General features: G+C 51.4%; 16 protein-coding genes. 5 read left to right on the forward strand and 11 right to left on the reverse strand.

The annotated features are described in order from the left end of the window. Positions 1 to 36: 36 nt before the first annotated feature. Complete coding sequence (locus ACZ5ZS_RS09520; RefSeq protein ID WP_188595807.1) at positions 37 to 477, forward strand: DUF1286 domain-containing protein; 441 nt, start codon at positions 37 to 39, stop codon at positions 475 to 477. Here the strand turns inward: ACZ5ZS_RS09520 and ACZ5ZS_RS09525 are convergent. The 10 genes from ACZ5ZS_RS09525 to ACZ5ZS_RS09570 all read right to left on the reverse strand — a co-directional run bounded on the left by ACZ5ZS_RS09525 (position 474) and on the right by ACZ5ZS_RS09570 (position 10,722). After that, the gene (locus tag ACZ5ZS_RS09525) at positions 474 to 1,928 is read right to left on the reverse strand and encodes a S8 family peptidase (protein ID WP_188595808.1); all 1,455 of its coding nucleotides are present in this window, start codon (positions 1,926 to 1,928) and stop codon (positions 474 to 476) included. The genes ACZ5ZS_RS09520 and ACZ5ZS_RS09525 overlap by 4 nt on opposite strands. Further along, positions 1,925 to 2,284, reverse strand: coding sequence for a hypothetical protein (locus ACZ5ZS_RS09530; protein ID WP_188595809.1), 360 nt, complete (start codon positions 2,282 to 2,284; stop codon positions 1,925 to 1,927). The genes ACZ5ZS_RS09525 and ACZ5ZS_RS09530 overlap by 4 nt, the downstream gene beginning before the upstream one ends. Next, positions 2,281 to 2,721: a hypothetical protein gene (locus ACZ5ZS_RS09535; RefSeq protein WP_188595810.1), complete on the reverse strand. Its 441-nt coding sequence runs from the start codon at positions 2,719 to 2,721 to the stop codon at positions 2,281 to 2,283. The genes ACZ5ZS_RS09530 and ACZ5ZS_RS09535 overlap by 4 nt, the downstream gene beginning before the upstream one ends. A 10-nt stretch (positions 2,722 to 2,731) precedes the next feature. Beyond that, on the reverse strand, positions 2,732 to 3,310 hold the full coding sequence (locus ACZ5ZS_RS09540; RefSeq protein WP_188595811.1) for a hypothetical protein: 579 nt from the start codon (positions 3,308 to 3,310) through the stop codon (positions 2,732 to 2,734). 321 nt (positions 3,311 to 3,631) lie between these two features. Continuing rightward, complete coding sequence (locus tag ACZ5ZS_RS09545; RefSeq protein ID WP_188595812.1) at positions 3,632 to 5,704, reverse strand: serine/threonine-protein kinase; 2,073 nt, start codon at positions 5,702 to 5,704, stop codon at positions 3,632 to 3,634. Beyond that, positions 5,673 to 6,857, reverse strand: coding sequence for a hypothetical protein (locus ACZ5ZS_RS09550; RefSeq protein WP_188595813.1), 1,185 nt, complete (start codon positions 6,855 to 6,857; stop codon positions 5,673 to 5,675). The genes ACZ5ZS_RS09545 and ACZ5ZS_RS09550 overlap by 32 nt, the downstream gene beginning before the upstream one ends. A gap of 1 nt (position 6,858) precedes the next feature. Then, positions 6,859 to 7,788, reverse strand: a complete 930-nt coding sequence (locus ACZ5ZS_RS09555; protein ID WP_188595814.1) for a DNA repair protein RecN — start codon at positions 7,786 to 7,788, stop codon at positions 6,859 to 6,861. After that, the gene (locus ACZ5ZS_RS09560) at positions 7,781 to 9,685 is read right to left on the reverse strand and encodes a hypothetical protein (RefSeq protein ID WP_188595815.1); all 1,905 of its coding nucleotides are present in this window, start codon (positions 9,683 to 9,685) and stop codon (positions 7,781 to 7,783) included. Before ACZ5ZS_RS09560 ends, ACZ5ZS_RS09555 begins: the two co-directional genes overlap by 8 nt. 24 nt (positions 9,686 to 9,709) lie before the next feature. Then, a complete protein-coding gene (locus tag ACZ5ZS_RS09565; protein WP_188595816.1) occupies positions 9,710 to 10,111 on the reverse strand; it encodes a hypothetical protein in 402 nt (133 codons plus the stop codon). Continuing rightward, positions 10,108 to 10,722, reverse strand: coding sequence for a hypothetical protein (locus ACZ5ZS_RS09570; protein ID WP_188595817.1), 615 nt, complete (start codon positions 10,720 to 10,722; stop codon positions 10,108 to 10,110). The genes ACZ5ZS_RS09565 and ACZ5ZS_RS09570 overlap by 4 nt, the downstream gene beginning before the upstream one ends. 195 nt (positions 10,723 to 10,917) lie before the next feature. On the opposite strand from ACZ5ZS_RS09570, the gene ACZ5ZS_RS09575 reads away from it, so the two are divergent. From ACZ5ZS_RS09575 to ACZ5ZS_RS09585, 3 genes are all read left to right on the forward strand, one after another. Further along, a complete protein-coding gene (locus ACZ5ZS_RS09575) occupies positions 10,918 to 11,295 on the forward strand; it encodes a DUF5518 domain-containing protein (protein WP_188595818.1) in 378 nt (125 codons plus the stop codon). Between the two features lie 89 nt (positions 11,296 to 11,384). Then, positions 11,385 to 12,710, forward strand: a complete 1,326-nt coding sequence (locus ACZ5ZS_RS09580) for an HD domain-containing protein (RefSeq protein ID WP_188595819.1) — start codon at positions 11,385 to 11,387, stop codon at positions 12,708 to 12,710. A 95-nt stretch (positions 12,711 to 12,805) separates the two neighbouring features. Then, a complete protein-coding gene (locus ACZ5ZS_RS09585) occupies positions 12,806 to 14,452 on the forward strand; it encodes a COG1361 family protein (protein WP_188595820.1) in 1,647 nt (548 codons plus the stop codon). On the opposite strand, the gene ACZ5ZS_RS09590 is transcribed toward ACZ5ZS_RS09585, so the two are convergent. Further along, on the reverse strand, positions 14,424 to 14,924 hold the full coding sequence (locus ACZ5ZS_RS09590; protein WP_188595821.1) for a hypothetical protein: 501 nt from the start codon (positions 14,922 to 14,924) through the stop codon (positions 14,424 to 14,426). The genes ACZ5ZS_RS09585 and ACZ5ZS_RS09590 overlap by 29 nt on opposite strands. Positions 14,925 to 14,999: 75 nt before the next feature. Between ACZ5ZS_RS09590 and ACZ5ZS_RS09595 the strand changes: the two genes are divergently transcribed. Further along, positions 15,000 to 15,839 carry a hypothetical protein gene (locus tag ACZ5ZS_RS09595; protein ID WP_188595822.1) on the forward strand — a complete coding sequence of 280 codons (840 nt, stop codon included), beginning with the start codon at positions 15,000 to 15,002 and terminating at the stop codon, positions 15,837 to 15,839. Positions 15,840 to 16,711: the final 872 nt, after the last annotated feature.

Here is a 16,711-nt window from a genome sequence, read left to right on the forward strand (position 1 = left end):
TGGAAAGCTTAAAATATCGAGTACATTCTTGACTTGATGTTGCTGAAGGTCCATGTGATCTTCACCATGGGTTTATGCGCCCTAGTGGCGTCATCGTTGGACAGCGAGGCCATCATCGGTATTGCCATCATTCAATCAATAATTGTTAACTACGCCATTGACCAGCTTGGGCACAGGGGCGGAGTCAGGATCCCTAGAACCCACAGCCCCACTGGCGCATTGATAACAGGACTATCGACTGCTCCCCTAGCCCTCCTTGCTAAAGTGACTCCCATCTATGTGACTGCCGTTGCCTTGATCGGGGCATTGGCCGGATTAAGCCACCTGCTGCTCGACTCCATGACGGAGAACGGCATCTACGTGAGGGGGCGCAGGCGAGCCATCAGTCACTTCAGGTTCAATGATAATGCGTTGAACCAAGCATTCATGATAATGGGCGTGGCGATGCTGTTGATAGCATTGATAATTATCCGCTAACTTAGAATCCTCCTCAAATCCTCCTCAGTTAAGATCCCCTTATTCCTTAGGCTGTATAAGTCGTTCAGCGTGATCCTACCACTCCTAAATAGGTCCCTGATCAGCGTAACGAGTGAGTCTCTGCTCGTATTGCTCCTGGAAGCCGCGCCAGAGAGGACGCTCATGAGCCCGCCGAACATGATCGCTGCGGGAAACGCCTTGATTAGGGAGTCCACCAACGACTCCGGCTGCTGGATTTGTTGAGCATTCACCGAGCTCCTTATGCCCTTCACGGCATTATCCGCCCTCACCAATCCATACCCCTGGGCGTACCTATCCTCGCCCAAATCCCGCGCGGAGTTAACTATGGCCGCCTTTACACTTATTGGTCTCATCTGGGCCGTCTCCTTGCCCATGGCCTCCAGCAGCATCGCGGCAACGCCGGCCACGTGAGGCGCTGCCATGCTGGTCCCCGCGCACGCCATGTAGCACTCCCCCACGGCCGGGCAATGACCCGAGTCCCGGGGCCTCGAGGCTATCACGGCGTCCTCAGCCTTCCCATCGTTAAGCACCCCGCCCGGCGCCACCACCTCTGGCTTGAGTAGGTCATCAATGGGTCCCCTGCTGCTGTAGCACGTAACGCGGCCGTTCCTGTCCACCGCGCCCACCGTTATCGCAAGCGGCGCGGAGCCGGGAGTGCTGATCCCCTTGTTCCCGTTGCATGGCCCCTCGTTGCCCGCGGCGGCGACCACAACGGAACCGCTCGCTACGGCGGAGTCCACCACGCGGCTCAGGAAATCATCCTTGCGGGCCGGGTGCCCCCCAATGCTCAGGTTTATCACGTCGGCACCGGCCTTGGCCGCCTCCGTCACCGCCCTAGCTATGATGAACCTGAAGCCTATGCCGCGACTATTCACTGCCTTGAAGTTCATGATGGACGCGCCCGGCGCCACTCCCTTGTACCTATCATCGCTGCTGGCGGCTATCGATGCCACGTGCGTTCCGTGGCCGTTATGGTCTTCGGCGTCCTCGAGGGGCACGTAGGACTTGGAGTAGACGACCTTGCCCTCCAGCCCGCAAGCACTCCCATCAACGCCGGTGTCCACCACGGCTATCTTAACTCCCCTGCCGCTGAGCCCCATTTCTTGCGCCTCATTGACCCCTATGAGCTTCAGCGTCCATTGGGGTGGTAGTCCCGGACTGGATAGGGCTCTGATCACGATGTCCCTTTCATAGCGTATGCCATACCTATCAAGTTCCCTCAGCTCCCGCTCGCCGGCCCTGCCCACAGCCACGCCGATTGTTCCGTAGACGTCCATCACATCGACGCCCAGGTCCGCCAGCACCCTAAGCCCCATCCTGTCCAAGGCAGATGCGGCAGCCCTATCGCTTAACGAGGTACTCAGCATCACGGATGCTTGGAGGTCTATGTCTCCGTAAAAAACGTATACATCGCCGCCGGACCCGCTCATAGGGTATGCACCATCCTATCCCTCTCCGCCTCCCTGACCTTCTCGTCGCCCATGATGTCGATCAAGGCATCAATCGACGCCCTGACGGCGACTGCATATTCGCCGCCGAGGTCGAAAACATCGAGCACCTCCACGTCCTTCCTATGCTTAATGCGTTCGGGATCGCTCGTGCGGAGTATAACTATCTCGCCCAGGCAGTCGTCTATTTGACCCGCGCACTTGCTTTTAATGATATCCTCCCCAACATCCATTACCTTGACTATCACCACCCTTCCCTTGGCCTTGTTAATCACGTCCACGACCTCGTTGGGGTCATCAACCGCCCTAACTCCTCCGTCCTCCTCCACTATTATCATTGATCCACCCCCAGCCTTCTCTTGTAATCCTGGATCGCGTTCTCAAATAGCCTGCGCTGGTCCTCGGGAAGTTGATACTTAACCTTGTTGTACTCATCCTCGAGCTGCTTGAGCTTGACGATGGCCTCCGACTTGTTCTCGCCCGACTTCTTGTTCATCTCGTCGATTAACGCCTTTATGCCGGCGATGGCTATCGCTGCGCCTATCCCACCCGCGACCGCGGTCGTGGGGCTTATGCCCCCTCCCGTGCCCTTCCTCCTCGACTTCCTAGACGCGGATCTGAGGCCGGAGCCGACGGCCGCCAAGCCCAGCACCAGCACTATTAATCCAATGAATGGGACGTTGGATGGGGTAGGCGATAAAAACCATTTATAGGACATTGAGAGGCCAAGCGTGGCGATCAACGCCCCAGCTATTACTTGCAGCCTCTCAAACATGCTAGCCCACTCAGTACGTCTGTCCAGGCAATTGCATCCTTAGCCTCTCCATCTCATTGTCGAGTTCCCTGATCCTATCATCTATCTCCTTAAGTCTCCTCTCTATCTCCCTCCTCTTATTATCGTCGAACTCCCCGTAGTACTGCCTCTGAAGGTCATTCTTTATCGATTGAAGATTATCCCTCTCGCTCTCCAGCCGATTGATCCTACTCCTTATATAATCAACGCCTGGAGGCGGCGCGTAGAGGGGATTAGCGGCTGCTTGAGGAGTTGACTGCGGAGGCTGGGAAACATACCCTGCCTGCTGCAGCTTCTGAATCACCATGCTGACCAGCTGATCCGTGGACTGGGCCTGCTGGGGGGACTGCGACTGGGCCTGCTGTAGGAGCAGGGCCCTTAATTTCTCTATCTCCGAGGGCGACGGCTGTTGACCGGAGCGTATCTGGTTGATTAATTGGCCAAGCAGAGGGGTCACTACGTTATCCATGCCCTTAAAAGTAAGCCAAGTCAGGAACCCATCCGTGGCCCTCTGCCCCAAGTAATTTAACAACGTCTTCACGGCCATCCCAAGGTCCTGCTGACCACTCATCTATTACAGTAAATAATACATCTATTTAAATTATTCGCTAATTAATGCTAAATAGCTGACCGCAATAAATGAGGAAGTCATAGGTATAGTTTAAGCTATCGTAATAATATTAAGGAATTATGGTTTACTAATGCCCAACAAGCCCGAAAAAGTGACCGGCATTAAATAATGGCCAAGAGGGCGATGCATCATTATCGTTAAATATAATAAATATAACGATGTATCACGGGCATCGTGGATGGGCGTTACTCCCATATACGCCCACGGCATTGCCACGGAGGCATCGATTATGGAACCCCGCCCTAAACAAACGCGGCTGTTCTACAGCTGACCGTAAAGCCTTATAAGCGATTCGTTGACGTCCATCATGCTTGGCCTGCGATCGGGGTCGCGCCCCCTCATGCGGCTCACCAGCTCGCTCAATTCGCCGCCTCTCTCCAGCGTTCTAATCTCGTTGAAGATCTTCACGGGCAAGTTAGTGCTTTTGCCCAACGGCAATTTCCCAGTGAGTAACTCGATGATTAGGGTCCCCATGGAGTAGACGTCTGACTTGTCATTGATAATACCCAGCCCAACCTCGGGCGCTGCGTACTCGGCTGTATAGCCGATGGGTACTACGTTCTCGCCAAGGTGCTTGAACACCCTCGATATGCCGAAGTCCGACAACAGTGGATTGCTGTTCTTGATGAGTATGTTCTCCGGCTTCAGATCCCCGTGGATAACGCCCGCATCATGCAGCCTAGCCAGCGCCTCCGAGGTGCGTATTATCAGCCTCATCCTATCGGTGAACGATGCCCTGGAGTTGATCACGTTCCTTAGGGAGCCCCCATCGACATATTCCATCACCATGCCGTACGCCTCCTCCGCCGATCCACGGCCCGGTGTGACTATCCTGAATTTATGGAGCCCGTACAGCTCGACCACCCTTTTCCTATCGGTGTTCAGCGCCATCGATAACCTGCCCAGCGTCGATACCTCGCCCAGCATGGATTCCAGCCCCTCCTCAATGCTGCTTAGGCTGAGCTTGAATAGCTTAACTGCGACGTACCTATCCTCGGCCGCGCTGTACGCCCTGTACACCTCCCCGAAGCCCCCTGCCCCCAGCATTTCTTGGATTATCAATTCATGGAGCTCATCAAGGGAGAGCCTACTGCCTCTCACTAACCTGTGTCCCCCCGCCACGAATTGATCAGGGGAGGGAAGGGCTATCACTGTCGGCTTTGCCCCAGAGCGCTTCAGCGTTATCTTAACCCTGGCCTGCCCTATAGCCGGGAGCTTCACGGTGGCCCTTCCCTCATCATCTAATTGAAGATTGAAGGAACCCTCGTCGGTCTCCACTACAACTTCTTCATTCTTAATGGGCGTCAGACTGGACACTGTTTTCGCGTTGATCTCTATGGAGTACATCGGTCTCTCCCTCTCCTCGATCAACATTGCCTTTACATCTATCCCAGGCGGTTGAGGCGTGCCGTGCATCAAGATGTCAAAAAGAGATAGCGACACGCCATCGCCGATCGCCACGTGGGACACCGGCAATCCCCCGAGGGGCAGCTTCTCAATGCTTTCTCCAACTATCCTGACCACGCCATCCTTGGTCAACACGTAAACCTCATCGCCGTGCTGGATAGCCTTGTATATTCCATCGACCTTGACCACGCTGTCCCGATTGTTCCTCAAGTTCCTGAGAATTATCTCTCCGTCTCTCGTGGTCACGACGAGGACGTCACCGCTTAGGTTGAGAGACAATGGCCTAATCCCGATTGCATCGCTCGTTGAGAGCCTCGGGTTGATTATGGAGACCTTGTCGGGCTGGGCCAGTATTAGCTCGTCCCCATGCTTCACTATCTTGGTGACCCGACCGCTGACCTTGCCCAGGGTTTCCTGGACTGTTGGTTTGCCCACCTCGATGGCGATCAACGAGCCGGCGAGCGAGACCATGTAAAGCTTCTCGTCGCGATCATCATACGTCAATGCCTGGAGGGGATCGATCTTTATCCTCCAACCGCCGTCTCCCGAGAATAATCCAAGGTAACCCTCCAAAATGCCTCCTCCCCAGTATGCCAATCCATCGTTCACGGTCAATAATCCATTTATCCCATCATTCACCCTAAGTAATACATTGTTCTGGTTCCTCAAGTCAATCAATCGGATCATGGTGCCGTCGCCAGTTGCTGACGCTGTGCCTATGAGGTGAGGCACATTCCATGAATATTGGGATATGGGCTCCTTCGACCCACTTTCCATAACCCGCCTAAGCCCGCCGTGGTTGAACCCATAGACATTGCCGTGCTCCGTCAATATAATAAATTCACCGCCGAGCCACCTTAAGCCGATTATGTCATCGCCCACATCGTACAGCGACTCAATGGCTAGCTCCGCCTCTTCCATGCCCATCTGCCTCACCCATCACTTGCCCGCAGAATAGGCATATCTTTGTGCCGTTGGGCAGCGGTGCACCGCATTTCGGGCACCGGGTATACCCTATTTTCTTCGCCTTGAAGAACTCTTCGGTAACCGTGAAGAGAGCCTTCTTAACAGCCTCGGCGTAGGAGCCCGACGTGCTCCTCAGATCCTCCACTACCCTGCCCGCGACCCTGCCTGGGTGCTCCGCCAGCCCCACGCCGTCGATCAACTTGGCCGTCGAATCAACGTTGGAGGGCTTGGTTATCCTGGCCAAATTATACATCCTCCTCGCCATCAAGTTCTGGACTATCATTGAGGGCGAGGCCCTCCAGTACCAAGTGACCAGCTTATAGTTATCGCCACGCGCGAAGTAATCATAAGGCCCCAGGTAATCATAGTCGCCGCAATCCTCGCTACGGTATTTTTCGCAGAGCAGTGGATTACCTACCTTGCCGCAGAACAAGCACGTGGGCCCAAACACTCTGACTCTAACGGAGTCGCCTCCACTTCTCATCGCCACCTTACCGCCCTCCTTGTCTTGCAGGTAGTATATCTCCCCGCCTTTGGACATGATTATGGGTGACAACAGCGTGACGCCGGGCCCCAGCGTCACGTCTCTCCTCGCGTATACCTGAAATACGGTCGCGTCGTTGATTTGCACGTTATTGCCGACTACCCTGCCCAGCACCAAGGAGGGCCCATCTATTGTTAAATCGCCCTCGCTAACCACGTCGCCGAGGATTATGGATGAACCATCAATCCTTATATTGTACGCCACCAGATTGCCATGGATCACCGTGCTGCCTTTGCCTGTCACAGTTATCGATGTTTCCACTGTTTTCCTTCCATCGATGATCGGCACGGCGGAGACGTCTCCAATTATCACCGTTGGATCGCCCTTGGCTGTATCAATGATAACCCTGAGCCCGCTGCCCACGTTGCCTTTAACGATGCAGCCGGATCCTATGTACACCTCGTCGAAGGCTTGCAAGTCGTTTAACTCCACCGCCCCGGCATCCATGGTAAGCTTGCGAACGCCAACCACGGGTGATGTACCCCTATACTCGCCCAGCAGCACCACGGAGTCGCTGATGGGATCATATCTGACATCCTCCTCCTGGGGGTACCTCCTAAGCATTGACACGTTAATTCACCTGCAACACCTTGATCTTGCTAATTAGCTCGTGTTCATCATCGCTCTCGGCAATGGATTGCAACATCTTTAGGGTACCGTCTATGTCCTTTTCATCTATTTTCCACGGGTAGCCATCCTTAACCCTGCCGGCCCTCTCCAGCAGCTGGTCCAGGACCTCGCCATCGAGCTCAGCAGGCCTAAGAGAGTACGAGTGGGAATTCCCATTGACCTCTACCTCAACTATGGTGATGGGGACGTACACTGTAATGTCATCTTCGACGTCCATGGGCAGCTGCACGTCTCTAAGTGAGCTCTCCACATTATTGATTGAATTCTCCGCCTCTGTTAGCTTGCTGTGAATCTCCCTTAACCTCTCGGTGAAGTTGCTCAAATCCTCGAGTCTCTTCTTGATGTTGGAGTCCGATACCACCTCTATCAGCTCCTTATTGATCCAGTCAGGCTTCACCTCATTATTGATGTCCTCGGCAGCCTTGGCGAGCCTCAAGAGCTTCTTGAGGATATTAAATTCCTGCTCCGACATGTTGATGAATTGATTTAGGAAGTCGTATATATTCCTTAAGTAATCGACAACTATGTTCTTATAGTTATTATAGTATCTCTGGTTGACCTCCTCGAGTCTCTCCCTTAGCACGTTTAGCTGAAGCCTTGAGACAACGACCTTGGAGTAGGCGTCGGCGTACTCCCTTAAAATAGATTCGCTGATCGTCATGGTTATACCGTAATTTATGGTTTTGTTTATGCTGTTCGTTGACTCTATCAATTTATCCTTCAGATTGTCTATGCTACTGTTCACCTCATCAAGCTCGGTCCTTATAACGTTCGTGGAGCTGTTGATCTGCTCTCTCATGCCGCCGATGCTTTGATAAATGTTCACGAGAAGCCGGCGGATCTCCTCAAGCTCGTGTACTGTATCACTCACTCTCTATCACCTGCTCCTGAATATTGAGACGCTGAATATCGCCTAGCGTGTTGAATATAGTGGATGCGCGCAGCAGGCCGCTGATCTCGCTGCTCAGCAGTAGTTCCTTCAACAGCTCAATGTACTTGATATTATTCTTGATGTTGTATTCAACATCCCTTATCTTAATTATTAGGTCATTCCGCATTGTCTCGTCGATGGACAGCATGCTCTTCCTCTGCTCCTTGGAGAGCCTCGATTGATTAACTGATAACCTAACGCCCTCGGATTTCTTGTATAAACTATCCTGGAATTCATAAATGGTTGCAATGTAGCCCTTAATGTATGGCAGCGCCAAGTTGCTTATATAGTACAAGTCCTCGACCCTCACGCCTCCGCTGCAGACCTCGCAAGCCATCTTGGGTTCCTCAAAGGGCGAGCCCAGAATGTATTTAATGTAAGAATCGGCACCACTAATTGCCAATGCGTACTTAATGATGCCCTCGCCGTACAATTTCTCGTACTCATCAATGGAGCGATCGCCTTCAGGTTCTGATGAAACCCCCGGTAATGGAACCTTCTCCATCAATAGCCTATTGATGCTGGCCAGGAGTCCCTTGATGTCCTCATCCTTCTTGAGTCTAGGTGGGAGACTCACTATGTCTGGATCCTCGGACACTCCTCCGAGCACATTAACCTCTATCCACCTCTTCAGATCGACGCGCCTGACATGCTCCTCTAGGGTTCCCTCGACGCATTTCCTGCAGTAAACGCTCTCGGTGAAGCTTGAGAAGGAATCCATTGGTATAGATTGAACGACTAAATCGTGGATTCTTTCGCTTAAATCCCTGTAGTTACTTGCTGAGTCAGCCATGTAATGGGTCTCTATCACGGCGCCCTTGATATTCGACAGCGTTTCTATGATTTTGTACAAGTCCTCGAGCTTGCCCACGCTGGCGCTAAGGATGCCAACGCCCTCCATGTCAACATTTTGTGGGCGGCCATCAGTTGAGGATTCAATGATCTTTTTGATAAATTTCACGTTATCGTTTGACGGCTTTATGATGGGAAGCATGAATTCGTCGTACTTTATCATCTTCACCGCACCCTCAAGGCGACCTAACGACCTTACGAGCAGTGATTCGGGAGACCTCGCCTTGTACACCTCCTCCCACATATTGATCTTCCTGAGCTCATCTATGATCTTGGCTCCTTCCGTCTTTTCCCTGATCAATTTATCCCTGTAGTACTCATCCTGCTGCCTGACCTCGCTTATAGCCTCATTGACATCCTCTGGGTTCCCTACCACAGCGAACCTCAACGAGATGCCGTTCCTAAGGGCGGGCGATATGCCGAGCGAGTAACTTGAACCCGTGGGGGCCTTGAATTTGACCAGGCCTATTGGTATGTAAACCCTATATATCCTGGCCTTAATGTCGGGCAGCTTGAAGTTAGAAATGAGGGACTCGACTCTGCTAAGTTCCTCCTTGAGCTCCTTTATTTCCGTCCCCATCCTAAGGGCCTCCCTCTTGCTGTTAGATATATCCCGTAATGTGTTCCTCCTCATATTATAGGCATAGTAGAGCACCCCCGCGCCGCTTATCAATGCTACTATGATGAACAGCGATGAGCGGGTGAACACTGTTAATAGCAGTAATGCAATAATGAATGCCAATACCGATATGAAGTACATCTTAGTTCTGCCGAGCATCCTATTTAGCTCGTTGACATGGTTGTTGATGTCCGCTATTTTCTCCTCATCCATTTTTATCTTTTCGATTACATTAGACCTACGTTGCTTGAGGGACCTGTACTCATTGAGGGGCTCCTCATATAGGGAACCCGTTGCGCGAAATAGCGATTCGGCTATATCGCCATAGCTGGAGCCGGATAAATTGGCTAAATACTTCTGCCTCATAATTATAATTTATAATGGATTTTTTTAAGCGTTTCTCTTATTTACTTCTTCCTTTACCAATTCACGGGCATATAGGTATAATGATAACGCTAACAATCCGCTGGACAGTGCCGTCAACACGTCTGCAACAATTAAGGCGGTGACCGCGTCCACTATGGCTATCTTCGACCAAGTCAGCATCCTGCCAATCCCTATAGATTCAGGATCGTTCACGGCCCTTCTGGCTATGAATAGGACTGTATATAGACCCATGCCGACCGCCAGCGCGGCTGGAATCATTATTACGGGCAGCGTTAATGGGATGAACTCCGCGAAGAAGTAGGTAAGCCCCGCGGCGAACAGCATCATCCTTATCAGGTCCACCAAACCAAATGTAAGCTCCAGAGATGCGCCGATCCTCACCAATTCCTTGTAGTAGCTCCTCATAACCTGATCAGCCTCCTAATCAATTGCCTCAGCATCCTTAGCCTGGTCTTTGATAGAAAGGCCCCTATTATCACGCTATATATGAAGTTCTCGATGCTACCGTAATATAGCAAATTGATGTAATCCTCATCGCTTAATATAGGCAATTCGATATAATTGATTACAGGATTGATCGGACTCGGCTCATTTGAATTACACTTCGCCTTCTTAACCTTATCGAAGGGCACTTGATCGCCGACTGTGTACGCCTTGAAGTGCCTCTCTAGGTTCAGGAAAAGAACTACATCATTAACCACGTATACGCCTCTCCGAACATCCATGAAGTTGACCTTGCTGGTGTGGAAGGCATACTTGATGCAGTTGCTCTGGGACACCTTATCGCGCAGGTCATCCGGCAGGGCCGCCTCCAGCTCCTTGAGCCTGAATGGCGCCTCCAGCTCCTCGGCATACCTTCCCACCCCCTTCACGCAGTAATCCAACGCCCTCGGCGTCGGACTGCCGAATATAGAGAACCCCTCCTTGATGACGACCACGTTGATCGACGGAATCCTTAGATGATCCATGGGACCGTTAACGAAGACGGGCTCCCTATCGCCGATGGCATTGAGCATCTGGCTTATGCATGTCCAATCTCCTGAAAGCCTAACTATAGTCATAGGGGTTCCTTGTGGCAAGTTCGATCTGGCTTATGCATGTCCAATCTCCTGAAAGCCTAACTATAGTCATAGGGACTCATTTTTCCTGGATAAAATATTTAAAGTTTTCCTAACTGAAATGCTTAAAAATGGTGCTTAATCCAGATATAAATGCCTCAGCGCGGTGGCAATTTGCTGGTGGCGGTTCTAATAGGCTTCATAATCGACCTGGCGCTATCTCCGTTACTACCCTTCGCATCGGACATAATTGCTGGAGCCGTCGCCGGATACATTGCAGGCAGGAGCATGGGCAGGGGGGTAGCGGCGGGGCTGCTGGCTGGCATGTTCGGTGGCATAGTGCTGGCCATCTTGATACTGACAATAATGCCATTCATTATGGGCTACCTAAGCCCTATACTGGGCCCGTTCACTGCGTTGCTTCCTCTGGTGGCACTGATACCGATATTACTGACGTTGAAGGGGGCCTTATTAGCGGCCATAGGTGGGCTGATAGGAGCCATCATATGGATGTCCACCAAAGGCAAGTAATTCTCGAATTTTATCTTTGCTTACTTAGTTTAGTTTTCGTTGTATTGTAAGTCAAAATATTTAAAATTAATTTAAGTACTATGAATAATATGGCAATTAGGTGGAATATAATCAAGGATGAGTGCGTAAAGATAGGTGGGGAATTGAGCCCACTATCGATTTTCATGAGCCCCTCCTGGGACAGGAAGATAATTCTGCCTTACTTCGTGCCACACGATTACCGCCACTTCAGGAACGTCGAGGGGATAGCCAGCGGCCTGGCTCCGCTGTTCAACGTTGGCAGAAACAGCTTTGAAAGGGCATTGATAGGCTGCTCTACGTGGCTTCACGATATAGGAATGGCTGCTTGGGCGTTGAGCATCGATGATCTGAGCATCCACGTTGATGAATTGCTCAAGGACCTCAAGGGCAGCAGAATAGGGGACTTCAAGAGGGAATTGCTTGAAAGCAGCATGTTCTTCAAGGGATGCCTCAACGAGGACAATTGCAGAGGCAGTGCATGCAATGTGGCGGACCTCGGCACGGTCTACATCAGCAAGGCATGCATGAATAGGAGCATCGATTACAGGCTTAGGTTGTTGAGATTCGTCAGAGCGTATCATCCATGGATCAGCGAGTCGTATGTCGAGCACAAGCTTCCCAAGGACGTAACTCTGATAAGGGAGTTGGGGGGTGGGGCTGCCCGATTCTCATCGCTCGTTGGCGAGATCTGCAAGCTTCACGATAATAAGGTCGAGCTAAGGAACAGAGTGAGCACCTTTGAAGGGTATGAGGTGGACACGGCAAAGTATGGTGCCCTGCTCAGGATAGCTGATGCGCTGGACTTCAATAGGAGCCGCGTTGAGAACATATTCGACGTAATCAGAAATGACATGGTCAACGACGGCTTCTTCTATGTTTTAAAGCACTGGGTCTTCAAGTACGCGGTAAAGGGCGTGGATGCGAACAGCGGCGGGGTGACGGTAGAGATAAGCGATGAAGCGGAGGAATCAATGGTCCTTGGCTTTCTATTATTCGAGGTAGGGGATAACTTGGCCGAGGACTATGAAACCGTCAATCTATACAGGAGACTACCGAACATAGTGATTATTAACGGCGGCAAGGATCTGACCCTCAACAAATACATAAGCGAGCTGCGTTTCGCTTACAGGAAGCTAGGGGAATTAAAAGATGCCGATAGGCTTGGGCGGTATGGCAAGGAGCTCAATCGCATCGGAGTGGAGGAGGAGCAAGTGAACGCTATAATCAGCTCGTTTAACGATGCGAAACTGAAGGGATTGATGAACCCGCCGCTCGATGCCTTGGCCCTCGCCTTGACGCTCGGCAAGAACGCATCGGGCCTCGCCGATCTAATAGCCCAAGACCTGCCCAGCGACGTGAGGAGCCACGTGGGCGAGCTGTTCATTCCCCGCTGAAAGGCAGTCTATACACGGATGAAACGAGGAATCGGGTTAGCGATAAATGACTCATAGCGTGGAAAACTTATATTTCTCCGGTCAAGTTTTCGCCAATGGGCGGATACAGCGAGATAATAAATGCTTGCAAGGATGCCGATAGCTTGGAGTCTTTAAGGAACTGCATGGATCTGAACGGCTTGGGGTGCATCGATGAATGCAAGAAGGCGCTAGGTAAGGCCTGGAGCAACGCTAAAAACATCGAGTGGCCCGATATAAGGGAGAGGATACTGGGGATAATTGAGAAGAGGCTAAATAACATCGAGGAGTTCGAAAAGGAGCTAGACAACTTCGCTGTCAGTATCTCTTACGACTTCGAGGTCGAGAAGTCAAATCCTCCGGCCGGCATAATAGAGCTTATCATAAGCAACGACAACAAGATACTGAGCTGCGATGTTAAGGGCAGTGTAAAGGGGGGCAAGAATCTCAATATTAGAGGCGGAAGCTTCATAGAGAGCGTCGCCGCGAACAGCAGCAAGAGCGTGAAAATACATGTTGAGGCCCCAAGCCCCGGCTCCTACTCGCTGGCGATGGAGTGGGAGGCCGCATATGGTGGCAACAAGGTCCTCACGCGTAAGAGCGAGAACATAATTGAGCTGGATTTCCCCAAGCAGAGTGAGGAACCGAAGAAGGACGAGCCAGGTCCCCGAGAAAGCAGTGCCGCCGATCGTGAGACGACGCAGGAGCCAAGATCCCCAGTTCCACAGCCGCGGCAGGCAGTTCAGGAAACGATCGGGCAGGCTCCCCAGCAATCGCAGCCACAGACCATCGACGCTGGCGACCTAATCGCCGAGGCTTTCAAACATGCAGCGGCTGGGATTGCGGGCTTCGCGGTGGGGGGCTTCATGCCGGAGGTGAGGAAGTTTGAGAAGCCCGTCTACGTTGATGATGTGCCATACATTACACAGAACGGGGTTACGATTATACTCGAGGATCAAAGCAATGTGGTGATAGAGGATGAAGGCGACGTTGTCATAATAAGGAGGCCCAAGCTGGTCGAGTTGATAAACCAAGTGAGCCTCAAGACGGCAAAGAGCCTCATAGATGACTTCAAGCAGAGGGCACTCAACGTGTTGCCCAGCCTGGGACTCGCGGAGGGCGGCATAGACTGGAGGGCGGAGGATCTTGTGGAGAACCACGTTGAGGGACTCATCGACAAGGAGAAGAACAGGGGCAGGGAGGTCAGGGAGGAAGAGTTGATGTCCGTCCTGCCCAGAGTATTCAAGCTGGAGGTCAGGTACGGGCTGAGCGGCACTATCAGGAAGAGGGCAAAGCTTAGACTGGTGGCCGGAGCGCACGCCAGGATAGAGAGGCTATACCTCTATGGAAACGATCATGAACCGTTGAGCATCAACGAGACGCTGGAGGGACTTGGGATAGACGTAGACGAGCTGCGATCCGGAGCCGAGAACGCAGTGCTAGTTCTGGCATCTCCAAGTGGTTGGGCTAGGAACTCCATAGAACAAGCAAGGAGGGGCGCGGGCAGCATAAAGCTGGTGCTCATAGATCTGAAGACGGGTGAGGCGAATTATGATCTCCAAGACCCACTCCTCAGAGCTATTATAGATGGTCTCGGCTACGGCGAGGCGCCCGTGATGTACAATGACTACATCAAGCACCTGGACAAGATGTTGATGGCGGGGGAGATAGATGAGGCCACCCATAGGAGGAAGATCATTGAGGTGATGAAAAACCCTGCCTGATGAGAGCCTCGGCCCTGTTAATTATCCCAGAGATCGCTTCATCCAGCTTGGACTGAACGTCGCTGAGCTCCTTTTCTACCTCTATGAGCCTATTCATGTACCTCCTCGTGATTTCTTGATAAGTCATTGAGCTTATCTGGCCGTTCTCAAGGGACTTGGGCGCGCTGCTCAGTATTTGGATAATGTCCTCCCTCTCGCCCATCAATGCGATGAATGCCTTGACCTCCTGGGAGGAGGCTAGCTCGCCGGCTATGCTTGAGGCAGCTTGAGGGGGAATGCCCATCTTTGCGAGCTCGTCTCTGAGTTTATTAGTGAATTCCCTAAACCCGATGCTCTGGGCCTGGCCGCCCTGGGGCCTGGGTATGAAGGTTATCTTAGGCTCAACGTACTCGACCCTCGCCTTAACTCTGCGACCAATCATGAGCCCTAATACGAAGGCGGCCGGCAATGTTACCTTCTCGGCCTCGCCCATGCGCAACCGCTTCCAGTCCTACTTTAAAACGCTTACCGTAAAAAATAATAGGGGTAATTGTATAATCTAGTGCAGATGAGTCGCATTACTATAAAAAATCAAACAAATAAGGTAGAGGTGGAGGTCAGGGTCGGCAGCGAGTCGTTTAGGGTTAGTCCTCCATTCATAATAGGCCGCGTGGAGGAGGAGAACGAGGAACTTGATCGCCTAGCAATAAAGGACTCCAGCGGGAAACTGCTGTACAAGTTTAATGGCGTTAGATGTAGGTGGGGGTGCGATACCAGCAAGGGCGATTACGACTGCGTGAGCCACGAGCATGTGCTAGTAGAGACGGAGGGAGACGGCATCAGGGTCAGGCATGTCGGCAGGACCAAGACGTATCTTCAATCAAGCCAAGAGTTGTCCAGGGATGGAGTATTCATGGGTTTCGGGAGTAGGCTGGCGATGAGGATCCCGGGGCTCACGCCGCCCGAACTAGTTGAATTATCAACTGTATCGACGTCTTCAACGCCGACTCCCACCCCCACAGTCTCTCCGCCCCCCCAACACGCGTCTGAGCAAGATCCAGATCTACTCAATGCCTTGTGTGACGTTTATGAGCCAATCAACGCATATCTGGGAGTGCTTGGCGATGTTCTCACGGATAAGGACCTTGATGGATTGAGGAACACCCTTGCTCAACTAAAAGGAGACGTCAGCGGCGCTAAGGACGCTCTGCGCACCAAGCATAAATACGAACAAGCCAATATAATGGATGATCTATATAACAGACTGGATAACATAGTTTCCATGATCAGCGTCGCCTCTCCCGATAGAATAGATGTGCCTAACCTAAAAGGACGGCTCAGAGAGATACGGAGCTTCATCACCAGCTTGATGAGAATCGATGAATGCAATACTGATAATCAAAGATGATGATGTCGATCAAGGATGTGTCATGTGCTGAGGATCGCCGATGCGGCTTGCCTGGTTTCGGATGAATGAAATTACTTGGGTGCAACAAATGGCAAAGCAGTAACGTCACTGATAGCCATGAAATGCTCATGAGCGATCCTTCGGTTTAGCTTTATCGTATGTAATGATTAAGGCAATGCAGCGAAGCGCACATCATGAACTCGAGGCATGCATTACTTGATGCGCATATCGATAGCTGCACGTATTATTATGGTGTGAAAAGCTAGGCTTGATTCTTTAACAGGATGGGAAGCTGAGCGGTATTATAATAATAGTTGATATATTAAATAAATTAGGGATATGAAGTGTTATTAATTATTAAACTACTGATTGCTCTATTATTATTGTTGGCCATTGTCTGCACACAGTGCATGCAATGGCAATACGGTGATTGGTCTGGCCCAGGAACACCATGACCAAGTTTAAATACCTACCACATGCAGCCATAGGACTACTACACATCTACCCCAGGAGACTAGGCCAACTCGACGAGCTAAGGCTTGTTAAGGCTACCGACCTTGACTACACTATCAATGAGCTGATCAACGTTGCTTCGAATTATGCCGAGAAGCACGGCATTAAGCCAGATACGATATGTTACTGGAGGCTAACAGCAATGTAGTAATCGAGGTTAGGGAGTTGATGGGCAGACAGTTAAGTTAATCAAGGCTAAAAACCCATTAAAGGCTCTTGAAAACTCTACAGGGGTGAGAAACAGGCCAAGTGCATGAAACCGCAACCCTAAACAGGTACAAGCATAGCACTGCTTACCAGAATCACTAAAACAATAATACACTCTGTATGGTTTCCCCACACTCGCTGGCTAAATGTGA

Source organism: Thermocladium modestius, assembly GCF_055398215.1.

Bases quoted from the DNA above. Each gene is read 5' to 3' on its own strand.
- ACZ5ZS_RS09520 (WP_188595807.1), top strand. From the start codon at position 37: ATGTTGCTGAAGGTCCATGTGATCTTCACCATGGGTTTATGCGCCCTA.
- ACZ5ZS_RS09525 (WP_188595808.1), bottom strand. From the start codon at position 1,928: ATGAGCGGGTCCGGCGGCGATGTATACGTTTTTTACGGAGACATAGAC.
- ACZ5ZS_RS09530 (WP_188595809.1), bottom strand. From the start codon at position 2,284: ATGATAATAGTGGAGGAGGACGGAGGAGTTAGGGCGGTTGATGACCCC.
- ACZ5ZS_RS09535 (WP_188595810.1), bottom strand. From the start codon at position 2,721: ATGTTTGAGAGGCTGCAAGTAATAGCTGGGGCGTTGATCGCCACGCTT.
- ACZ5ZS_RS09540 (WP_188595811.1), bottom strand. From the start codon at position 3,310: ATGAGTGGTCAGCAGGACCTTGGGATGGCCGTGAAGACGTTGTTAAAT.
- ACZ5ZS_RS09545 (WP_188595812.1), bottom strand. From the start codon at position 5,704: ATGGGCATGGAAGAGGCGGAGCTAGCCATTGAGTCGCTGTACGATGTG.
- ACZ5ZS_RS09560 (WP_188595815.1), bottom strand. From the start codon at position 9,685: ATGAGGCAGAAGTATTTAGCCAATTTATCCGGCTCCAGCTATGGCGAT.
- ACZ5ZS_RS09565 (WP_188595816.1), bottom strand. From the start codon at position 10,111: ATGAGGAGCTACTACAAGGAATTGGTGAGGATCGGCGCATCTCTGGAG.
- ACZ5ZS_RS09570 (WP_188595817.1), bottom strand. From the start codon at position 10,722: ATGCTCAATGCCATCGGCGATAGGGAGCCCGTCTTCGTTAACGGTCCC.
- ACZ5ZS_RS09575 (WP_188595818.1), top strand. From the start codon at position 10,918: ATGCCTCAGCGCGGTGGCAATTTGCTGGTGGCGGTTCTAATAGGCTTC.
- ACZ5ZS_RS09580 (WP_188595819.1), top strand. From the start codon at position 11,385: ATGGCAATTAGGTGGAATATAATCAAGGATGAGTGCGTAAAGATAGGT.
- ACZ5ZS_RS09585 (WP_188595820.1), top strand. From the start codon at position 12,806: ATGGGCGGATACAGCGAGATAATAAATGCTTGCAAGGATGCCGATAGC.
- ACZ5ZS_RS09590 (WP_188595821.1), bottom strand. From the start codon at position 14,924: ATGGGCGAGGCCGAGAAGGTAACATTGCCGGCCGCCTTCGTATTAGGG.
- ACZ5ZS_RS09595 (WP_188595822.1), top strand. From the start codon at position 15,000: ATGAGTCGCATTACTATAAAAAATCAAACAAATAAGGTAGAGGTGGAG.